7 protein-coding genes are annotated in these 9,403 nt (G+C 69.3%); 6 read left to right on the forward strand and 1 reads right to left on the reverse strand.

Annotated elements, in window-relative coordinates; all coding sequences use genetic code 11:
* Nucleotides 1–50: 50 nt before the first annotated feature.
* From ACFVDI_RS11625 to trxA, 5 genes are all read left to right on the forward strand, one after another.
* The gene (locus ACFVDI_RS11625; protein ID WP_378904594.1) at nucleotides 51–2,225 is read left to right on the forward strand and encodes a DUF6049 family protein; all 2,175 of its coding nucleotides are present in this window, start codon (nucleotides 51–53) and stop codon (nucleotides 2,223–2,225) included.
* Nucleotides 2,222–3,859: a murein biosynthesis integral membrane protein MurJ gene (gene murJ / locus ACFVDI_RS11630; RefSeq protein WP_378904597.1), complete on the forward strand. Its 1,638-nt coding sequence runs from the start codon at nucleotides 2,222–2,224 to the stop codon at nucleotides 3,857–3,859. The genes ACFVDI_RS11625 and murJ overlap by 4 nt, the downstream gene beginning before the upstream one ends.
* 69 nt (nucleotides 3,860–3,928) lie before the next feature.
* Nucleotides 3,929–5,674 carry a protein kinase family protein gene (locus ACFVDI_RS11635; RefSeq protein ID WP_378904600.1) on the forward strand — a complete coding sequence of 582 codons (1,746 nt, stop codon included), beginning with the start codon at nucleotides 3,929–3,931 and terminating at the stop codon, nucleotides 5,672–5,674.
* A gap of 114 nt (nucleotides 5,675–5,788) precedes the next feature.
* Nucleotides 5,789–6,763 carry a thioredoxin-disulfide reductase gene (gene trxB / locus ACFVDI_RS11640; RefSeq protein ID WP_378904604.1) on the forward strand — a complete coding sequence of 325 codons (975 nt, stop codon included), beginning with the start codon at nucleotides 5,789–5,791 and terminating at the stop codon, nucleotides 6,761–6,763.
* A 118-nt stretch (nucleotides 6,764–6,881) separates the two neighbouring features.
* On the forward strand, nucleotides 6,882–7,211 hold the full coding sequence (gene trxA, locus ACFVDI_RS11645; protein WP_045547254.1) for a thioredoxin: 330 nt from the start codon (nucleotides 6,882–6,884) through the stop codon (nucleotides 7,209–7,211).
* A gap of 131 nt (nucleotides 7,212–7,342) precedes the next feature.
* On the opposite strand, the gene ACFVDI_RS11650 is transcribed toward trxA, so the two are convergent.
* The gene (locus tag ACFVDI_RS11650) at nucleotides 7,343–7,999 is read right to left on the reverse strand and encodes a GNAT family N-acetyltransferase (protein ID WP_328528112.1); all 657 of its coding nucleotides are present in this window, start codon (nucleotides 7,997–7,999) and stop codon (nucleotides 7,343–7,345) included.
* A gap of 67 nt (nucleotides 8,000–8,066) precedes the next feature.
* Here ACFVDI_RS11650 and ACFVDI_RS11655 point away from each other — a divergent pair, with 67 nt between their 5' ends.
* Entirely contained in the window at nucleotides 8,067–9,383 is a 1,317-nt protein-coding gene (locus tag ACFVDI_RS11655) for a PLP-dependent aminotransferase family protein (protein ID WP_378904608.1), read from the forward strand.
* Nucleotides 9,384–9,403: the final 20 nt, after the last annotated feature.

Genomic DNA, 9,403 nt, shown 5'->3' on the forward strand with positions numbered 1-9,403 from the left:
AACGCCGCAGTCTACGAGGACCGCACCCCCGGAAAGATATTCTCGAAGTCATGCCAGTCCGCCAGCATCAGGCGAGGCCGCCACGGCCACGTGGGCGAGCCACCGCCGCACTCGTCCTGGCGCTGCTGGCACCCCTGCTGCTGTTGCTTCCCGCACCCGCGCAGGCCGATGAGGAGGCTGCTGAGGCCGACCCGCTGGCGGTGAGCATCGACCAGCTCGACACGGTCAGCCTCGACGGTCGCACCAAAGGCCGGATCACCATGCGGGGCAAGGTCGTGAACACGACCGACGAGGAGTGGAGCGGGGTCAAGGTCTACCCGTTCATCGGCGACACGCCGATGACCACCTCCAAGGAGCTGGCCGAGGCGGCCAAGATGCCGGCGGACGCGCTGGTCGGCGAGCGGATCGTGACCGAGGGTGCGTACGCGACGATCCCCGACCTCGCACCCGGCGAGACCTACTCCTGGTCGCTCACGGTGCCGCGCAAGCTCCTGCACGTCACCCAGCCCGGCGTCTACTGGTTCGGGGTCCACGCGCTGGGCACGACCACGCCCACCACCGCCGACGGCCGGGCACGCACCTTCCTCCCGCTGGTCAAGGAGCCCAACAAGCGGGCCAAGGCCGAGAAGGTCTCGCTGGTCATGCCGCTGCGGCGCAGCGTGGTCTACAACCCCGACGGCAGCGTGAACTACCTCCCCGGCTGGACCCGCGACCTGAGCGCCGGCGGACGCCTCTTCCGGATGCTCGAGACCGGCACGGAGATCCCCAGCCTGACCTGGGCCATCGACCCGGCGCTGATCGATGCCGTACGTCACCTCGCCGAGGGCAACCGGCCCCGCAACCTGTCCCCGACGGACGAGAGCGGTGAGGAGCCGGAGGAGAGCGGGAGCGAGAGCGCATCGCCGTCCGCCTCCCCGCTGCTGCCCAGCCCCTCGACGGGCCCCGACACCGACGACGAGGCGATCGACGAGGAGGCCGAGGCCGCGCAGAAGGCCGCGACGGTCTGGCTGGGTCGCCTCGAGAAGGCGCTCGCCGGCCACAACCTGCTCGCGCTCCCCTACGCCGACCCCGACCTGTCCGCGCTCGCCACCAGCGACCCCGACATGCTGGCCACCGCGCGTGAGCAGACCGCCCAGGTGCTCGCGGAGCTCGGTATCAAGGCGACCTCGGCGGTCGCTCCGCCGACCGGCTACCTCGACCGCGCCGCGGTCAACCTCCTCGAGCCAGGGGCGGTCAACCTGGTCGGTGACCGGATGTTCCGCGGCACCGCGCCGGTCATCGCCGATCTCGACGGTCATCAGATGATCGTCACCTCCTCCGGTGCCTCCGCCGGTGGCCCCGGGCCCAACGACCCCATCGACGCGATCTCGGTGCGCCAGCGGATCGTCGCCGAGGCCGCCCTGCGCCGGGGCACGGACAAGCCGCTCGTGGCCGTCATCCCCGACCGGTGGCATCCTCCGCAGACCCCGGCCTCCTTCGTCACTCCGTGGGAGAACGCCCGCTGGATCGCGTCCTCGACGCTGGCCGAGGCGATGACCGGACACAAGGCGAAGTCGGTGACGGTCGACCAGCTGCGCTACCCGCGTCGCGAGATGAGGGCCGAGATCTCCGCCGACCGGATCAGCACCGCCGACGAGCTCATCGGCGCGGGCGAGCTGCTGCAGCGGGTCCTGACCCACAACGACGAGGTCGCCTCCGTCGTCACCAGCGAGGCCCTGACCACCACGTCCTACTCCGCCCGCAAGGGCGACACCGACGCCGCCGCCAACGCACTCGACCAGATCAGCTCCGAGCTGAGCTCGATCACCGTGAGCGTTCCGCCGAAGGTGATCCTGTCCAGCATGAAGGGCGGCGAGTTCCAGGTCACCCTGAGCAACGAGCTCGACGAGCCGGTCACGGTGCGGCTGGACGCGATGACCGACGAGTCGCTGCGGGTCGCGACCTCCGAACCCGTCCAGCTCGACGCCAACTCGAAGGCGAGCTTCAACCTCGCGGCCAGCATGCAGGACACCGGCACCCACACCGCACTCATCGTCGTCACCGACACCAAGGGCAACCCACTGGGCGCCCACGCCTCCGTCCCGATCCGCCCCTCGCAGGTGAGCGGGGTGATCTGGTGGTTCGTCGGCACGGGCTGCGCGCTACTCTTCGCGGCGATCGCCGTGCGACTCACCCGGCGGATCATGAAGGCCAAGAAGGCACGTACGTCTACAGGAGTGTTGTGACAGCCACCGAGCAGAAGTCCGGCGGAAGCTCGGTCCTGGCCAACAGCGCGGTGATGGCCGCGGGGACGCTCTTCTCGCGGGCCAGCGGGTTCATCCGCTCGGCACTCCTCGTCGCAGCCCTGGGTTCCGGGCTGCACGCCGACGTCTTCAACATCGCCAACACCGTCCCCAACATGCTCTACATCCTGTTGGCGGGCGGCGTCTTCAACGCGGTGCTCGTGCCGCAGCTGGTGAAGGCGCAGAAGAACGACGAGGACGGCGGGGCGGCCTACACCGACCGGATCATCACGCTCGCCGGGCTCTTCCTCGGCGCCGTGACGATCATCCTGGTCCTCGGGGCTCCGCTGCTGATGCGCCTCTACCTCGGCGCCGACTGGTACACCGCCGACCACGAGGCCCAGCTCGAGTCGGCCATCGACTTCGCCCGCTGGTGCCTGCCGCAGGTCTTCTTCTACGGGATGTTCGTGCTGGTCGGGCAGGTGCTCAACGCCCGCGGCAGCTTCGGGCCGATGATGTGGGCGCCGATCGCCAACAACATCATCGCGATCTCGACCCTGGTGATCTACCTGGTCGTCTTCGGCCCCTCCGACGTCGGCGGCTTCACCGTCGGCCAGGAGACTCTCCTGGGTCTGGGTTCCACGCTCGGCATCGCGCTCCAGTTCCTGCTGCTCCTGCCGGTGCTGCGCAAGGCGGGGGTGCGCTTTCGCCCCCGCTTCGACTTCCGCGGCGCGGGCCTCTCCCAGACCGCGAAGCTGGGCATGTGGACGGTGCTCTTCGTGGTCGTCAACCAGGTCGCCTACACGATCGTCACCCGGCTCGCCTCCACCGGTTCGGCCGCCGACGGCACCGGCTACACGGTCTACTCCAACAGCTTCCTGGTCACCCAGGTGCCCCACTCGATCATCACGGTCTCGCTGGCGACGGCGATCCTGCCGATCCTGTCGCGCCACGGCGCTGCCGGCGAGCTGCCCGAGCTGGGACGTACGCTCTCGCGACAGATGCGCAACGCGCTCGCGATCGTGATCCCGATCGCCGCGCTGCTGCCCGTGCTCTCCGAGGACATCGCCCACATCCTGTTCGGCTACGGCGCCGGCGCCGACGCGTTCAAGACGTACGCCCCGACGCTGTCCGTCTTCGCGGCCGGACTCGTCTTCTTCACGATCCACTACCTGCTGCTGCGTGGCTTCTACTCGCTGGAGCAGAACCGCACCGTCTTCTTCATCCAGTGCTCGGTCGCCACCACGAACATCGTCGCCGCGCTGCTGCTGACCCGGGCGTTCTCCGCCGAGCACACCGCCACCGCCCTGGCCGGCGCCTACACGCTGTCCTACCTGGTCGGCTCCGTCGTCTCGTACGTCGTGCTCGAGCGCACCCTCGGCGACCTGGACGGCCGCGGACTGGTCGGATTCCTCGCCCGTCTGGTCATGGTGACCGTCGTGGCGGCCGCTGCTGCCTGGCTGCTGCGCACCGGGCTGGGCCTGATCAACGACGAGCCGACGATGGTGCTGGCCTTGATCGGGGCCGCTATCGTCGGGGCGCTGCATCTCGGCATGCTGCTCCTCGGGGCGCAGGCTGCCCAGGTCAAGGAGCTGACCACGATGGTGCAACAGGTCGCCCGACGGCTGCGCCGTTGAGCACCTGCCCTTGACCACCATCGGACAGCTTCATCACTGTCTGGCACGGTCTGAAAGAATGGGTCCGATATGGAGTTCACGCAATCAGGCGACGTCCTCGCCGGCAGATACCAGCTGACGGATCTGCTGAGCGAGTCCCGTGAGGGACGCTTCTGGCGTGCCCAGGACGCGGTGCTCGGCCGCCCGGTTGCCGTGCACGTCCTCGATGCCCGTGACGAGCGTGCGCCGCGTCTGATGGCCGCGGCCCGCAACTCGGCCGCCGTCGGCGACCCCCGGATGCTGCGCGTCCTCGACGCCGCCCAGACCGACCAGGTGGCGTACGTCGTCAACGAGTGGGGCGAGGGTGCGTCGCTGGAGAACGCGCTGGCCGCCGGTGGGCCGCTGCCGCCGCAGCAGGCCGCCTGGATCGCCTCCGAGGTCGCCGACCTGCTGGTGCTGGCCCACGACCAGGGCCACGCCCACGGCCGGCTCAACCCCGAGGCCGTGCTGCTCGACGACCTGGGCGCGGTGCGCGTCATCGGCTTCGGTGTGGACGCCGCGCTGCACGGGATCGACCCCGACACGCGTGACTCCCAGCGCCGCGACCGCGTCGACGCCGTCGGTGTCCTCTACGCCGCCCTGACCGGCAAATGGGCCGGTGAGACGCTGTCCTCGATGCCGCCGGCACCGCGCGACCACGGTCGAGTGCTCCGCCCCCGGCAGGTACGCGCGGGGGTGCCGCGTCCGCTCGACGACCTGTGCGACCGGGTGCTGGGCAGCGGCGCCGACATGCCGCCGCTCACCGCGGCCGAGCTGCACTCCGCGCTCGCCGGCTTCTCCGGCGAGCCGACCGCGCCGCTCAACCGGCCCTCCGCCATCGACGAGGACACCCAGGCGATGGCCCCGCCGACCGAGCTCGAGCCCGCCGAGGCACAGGCTGCGTCGAACGCCATCGGTGTGGCCCCCGACGCCGTACGCCCCCAACGTCAGCGTCCGGCCTCCCCGCCGCCGATGCAGGACCCGACCCCGTCGAAGCCGCTCTTCGCCGACGAGACCCCCGGCTACACGCCGCCGCCGCCGCGTCCGCAGCAGGCTCCGCCGGCCGCTCGGCGCCCGGTGGCACCGGATGCCTCCTACAACGGCTGGCAGGGCCCCTGGACCGGTGCCAACGTACCGATCGCCGAGGAGCCGGACTACAACCAGAAGCCCGGCGCCAACTGGCTCCGCATCGCGATGGGTGTCGCCCTCGTGGTGCTGGTCCTCATCGCCGGCTCGATCGCCTGGAACATCATCAGCGACGACCCCAACACCACCGCTGAGAACCCCGGCACCGGGAGCAACGAGGGCAATGACGGTGGCCAGGCTGCCGAGCCGACCGTCATCAAGGGCATCACCGCCAAGGACCTCGACCCCCACGGCGAACCGCCCACCGAGACGCCCGACCTCGTCGACTTGGTGGTCGATGGTGACGTAAACGGCCTGGCGTGGCGTACGGCCCGTTACAACGACCAGATCGGCGACCGTCCGCGTTCGCTCAAGCCTGGTGTCGGCCTGGTCCTCAACCTCAAGGGCGACTACTCCATCGACTCCGTGAAGTTCAACATGATCGGCGAGCCCACCGACATCGAGATCTACGTCGGTGACTCCCCGTGGAGCGACGACCCCAGCGGCACCCCCGCGGCGAAGGGCAGCGTCGGCACCGAGGGCGAGATCAAGGTCGAGGACGCCCCCGAGGGCAGCTACGTACTCGTCTGGATGACCGGACTGCCCGAGGTCGACGGCGGCTATCGGGCCGAGGTCAAGGAAGTCCAGGTCCTCGGCACCCCCGTCTCCTGACGAGACGTCGCTCCCGTCGGCCGACGCGGGCGACGTCTCGGCGTTCGGGGCCATGGAATGTTCGTCGCCTACGATCTGTTGTGCAGTTCGCCAGCCACACCTGAGGAGCCATTGATGCCGACCCCGTCGTCCCCGACCGACCCCCGCAACGTGATCGTGGTGGGTTCCGGCCCGTCGGGCTACACCGCAGCGGTCTACAGCGCCCGCGCCGGACTGCAGCCGCTCGTCTTCGAGGGCTCGGTGACCGCCGGCGGCGCCCTGATGAACACGACCGAGGTCGAGAACTTCCCCGGTTTCCGTGACGGCATCATGGGCCCGGAGCTGATGGACAACATGCGCGCCCAGGCCGAGCGCTTCGGTGCCGAGCTCGAGCCCGACGACGTGGTCGAGATGGACCTCACCGGGCCGGTCAAGGTCATCAAGACCGCGACCGACACCCACTACGCGAAGTCCGTCATCCTCGCCACCGGCTCGGGCTACAAGAAGCTCGGTCTGCCCCGCGAGGACGAGCTTTCCGGCAAGGGCGTCTCCTGGTGTGCCACCTGTGACGGATTCTTCTTCCGCCAGAAGCCCATCGTGGTCGTCGGCGGCGGTGACTCCGCGCTCGAGGAGGCCCTCTTCCTGACCCGCTTCGGCTCCTCGGTCACCCTGCTCGTACGCCGCGACGAGCTGCGCGCCTCCAAGATCATGCAGGAGCGCGCCTTCGCCGACCCGAAGCTCGAGATCGCCTGGAACTCCGTGGTCGAGTCCATCAACGGCGAGCTCTCCGTGGAGAGCATCACCGTCAAGGACACCAAGACCGGCGAGCTGCGCGACCTCGAGTGTGCCGGCCTGTTCATCGCCATCGGCCACATCCCGCGGTCCGAGCTGCTCACCGGCCAGGTCGACCTCGACGACGAGGGCTACGTGCTGACCAAGGAGGGCTCCACCGCCACCAACATCGAGGGCGTCTTCGCCGCCGGTGACCTGGTCGACCACGTCTACCGTCAGGCGATCACCGCTGCCGGCACCGGTTGCCAGGCCGCTCTCGACGCGGAGAAGTTCCTCGCCCACCAGGCCCACGCCGAGGCGGCTGCCGTCTCGGCCTGACCAAGGCCTCTACGGTGGTCTCGACAAGCTCGACCACCGGTCGCTGGGAATGTGCGACACAAGCCCAGCGTTCTGACCACAGACCTCCCAACCCGTCCCTACCGAGAAGGAACCCATCGTGGCTGACAACATGACCGCCGTGACCGACGCCGAGTTCGACTCGACCGTTCTGAAGTCCGACAAGCCCGTACTGGTCGACTTCTGGGCCGAGTGGTGCGGCCCGTGCCGCCAGGTCTCCCCGATCCTCGAGGAGCTGGCCGGTGAGCACGGTGACAAGGTCACCTTCACCAAGATGAACGTCGACGAGAACCCGGTCACCCCCTCCACCTACCGCGTGACCGGCATCCCGACCATCAACGTCTACCAGAACGGCGAGGTCGTGAAGTCCATCGTCGGCGCCAAGCCGAAGGCCGCGCTCCTCAAGGAGCTGCAGGAGTTCATCGGCTGACATCCGCTGTCACCCGTCTGGCCCGTCCTCTGTCACAGAGGACGGGCCGGCGTCATCTCTGGGTCGGTGTCAGTGGTCTCGACAGGCTCGACCACTGGGGGTTGGTGGTCTCGCCGTTTCACGGGAAACATTCACTCGCTGTCGCGATGCAGCTCGGTGGAGGCCGGCGACGGATGACTGCGGGGACGTACGACCTCCCGCAACCGCTCCCAGGCCGACTCGAAGTCATCGATCCAGGTGACCGTCTGCTTCAGGTCCATCCGCATCCGCGGCACGGTCGGATGCTCGCGATAGGTCTTGAAGCCCACCCGACCGAGGAAGTCGGCCGGAGCGGCGCAGCGGCGGCCGTGGATGCCGCTCAGCGGCCCCACGTCGCCGAAGGCCTCGATGGCCCGGAACTCACCGCGTTGCACCAGGTCACGAGCCATCCCCTGGACCAGCATCCGGCCGATCCCACCGCCCGCACGACGCGGGTCGATCCATACGGTGGTCATCAGGACGGCGTCGGCGGAGACCGGGCCGGACGGGAACGAGGCCACTCGCGGGACGAAGACCGGCGGCGCGTAGAGCACGAAGCCCACCGGCGTACCGTCCACCACCGCCACCCTTCCGCACGATCCCCACTCGCGGAGCACCTCGGAGATCCACGCCTCCTTGAGCGCGATCGTCTGCGAGGCGTCGACGCGGCGATGGCCGACAGGGTCGCGCTCCCAGAACAGACAGGCACGACACGGTGCCGGGACCTCGGCGAAGAGGTCCAGCGTCAGCGGAAGGATCCTGCGTGCCATGTCTCACCCTTGATCATCGGTTAAGGGTCTGTCACCAGCGTATGCGATCCTTCATGATGGTGACACCATGACTGATCTTCCCCAGCGCGCAACATCATCCCGCCTCGACCCCTACGCCGACCGCTACGCCGCCCGCACGGCAGGCATGACGGTCTCGGAGGTGCGAGCTCTCTTCGCAGTCGCAGCGCGCCCGGAGGTCGTCTCGCTGGCCGGCGGCATGCCCAACATCTCCAGCCTCCCGCTGGACGTGGTCGGCGACTCGATCCAGGACCTCATCCTGAGCCAGGGCCCGACCGCGCTGCAGTACGGCGGCGGCCAGGGCGACCCCGTCCTGCGCGAGCAGATCTGCGAGGTCATGCGTCTGGAGGGCATCGAGGCCCACCCAGACGACGTCGTGGTCACCGTCGGTTCCCAGCAGGCCGTCGACCTGGTCACCCGCGTCTTCTGCGACCCCGGCGACGTGGTGATCTGTGAGGCCCCGTCGTACGTCGGGGCCCTCGGTGTCTTCAAGGGCTATCAGTGCGACGTGGTGCACGCCGAGGTCGACGCCAGCGGCCTGATCCCGAGCGCGCTGGAGCAGGCGATCGTCTCCACCAAGGCCTCGGGCCGCCGGGTGAAGTTCCTCTACACGATCCCGAACTTCCAGAACCCGACCGGCGTCACCATGACGCCCGAGCGCCGCACCGAGATCCTCGAGATCTGCCGGCGCCACGACATCCTGGTGCTCGAGGACAACCCCTACGGTCTCCTCGGCTTCGACGACGAGCCTCGTCCGGCCATGCGCGCCCAGGACCCGGGGGTCATCTACCTCGGCTCCTTCTCCAAGACGTTCTCCCCCGGCCTGCGCGTCGGCTGGGCGCTGGCCCCCTCCGCGATCCGCGAGAAACTGGTCCTCGCCCAGGAGTCCGCGACGCTCTGTCCGCCCCCGTTCAACCAGATGGCCGTCTCCGCCTACCTCGCCAACCACGACTGGCAGGGCCAGATCAAGCAGATGCGGGAGATGTACCGCGAGCGCCGCGACGCCATGCTCGACGCGCTCGAGGCCTACATGCCCGCTGCCTGCACCTGGACCAAGCCCGACGGCGGCTTCTTCGTCTGGCTGACGCTGCCCGCCGGCATCGACTGCAAGGCGATGCTGCCCCGCGCGGTGACCGCACGAGTCGCGTACGTCCCCGGCACCGGCTTCTTCGCCGACGGCTTCGGCGCCTCCTCGATGCGGATCTCCTACTGCTACCCCACCCCGGAGCGGATCCGAGAAGGCGTACGCCGCCTGGCCGGCGTCATCGAGGCCGAGATGGAGCTCCTGGAGACGTTCGGAGCGACCGGGCCGATCCCGGGTCTGCCCATCCGCGGCGCAGAGCACCCCTCCACGAACACGCAGTAGCTCGCCGGCCGGTGGTCGAG

The sequence above is a fragment of the Nocardioides sp. NPDC057767 genome, from assembly GCF_042798275.1.
In the GTDB taxonomy this organism is placed as follows: domain Bacteria; phylum Actinomycetota; class Actinomycetes; order Propionibacteriales; family Nocardioidaceae; genus Nocardioides.

Bases quoted from the DNA above. Each gene is read 5' to 3' on its own strand.
- ACFVDI_RS11635 (WP_378904600.1), top strand. From the start codon at position 3,929: ATGGAGTTCACGCAATCAGGCGACGTCCTCGCCGGCAGATACCAGCTG.
- ACFVDI_RS11650 (WP_328528112.1), bottom strand. From the start codon at position 7,999: ATGGCACGCAGGATCCTTCCGCTGACGCTGGACCTCTTCGCCGAGGTC.
- ACFVDI_RS11625 (WP_378904594.1), top strand. From the start codon at position 51: ATGCCAGTCCGCCAGCATCAGGCGAGGCCGCCACGGCCACGTGGGCGA.
- ACFVDI_RS11655 (WP_378904608.1), top strand. From the start codon at position 8,067: ATGACTGATCTTCCCCAGCGCGCAACATCATCCCGCCTCGACCCCTAC.
- trxB (WP_378904604.1), top strand. From the start codon at position 5,789: ATGCCGACCCCGTCGTCCCCGACCGACCCCCGCAACGTGATCGTGGTG.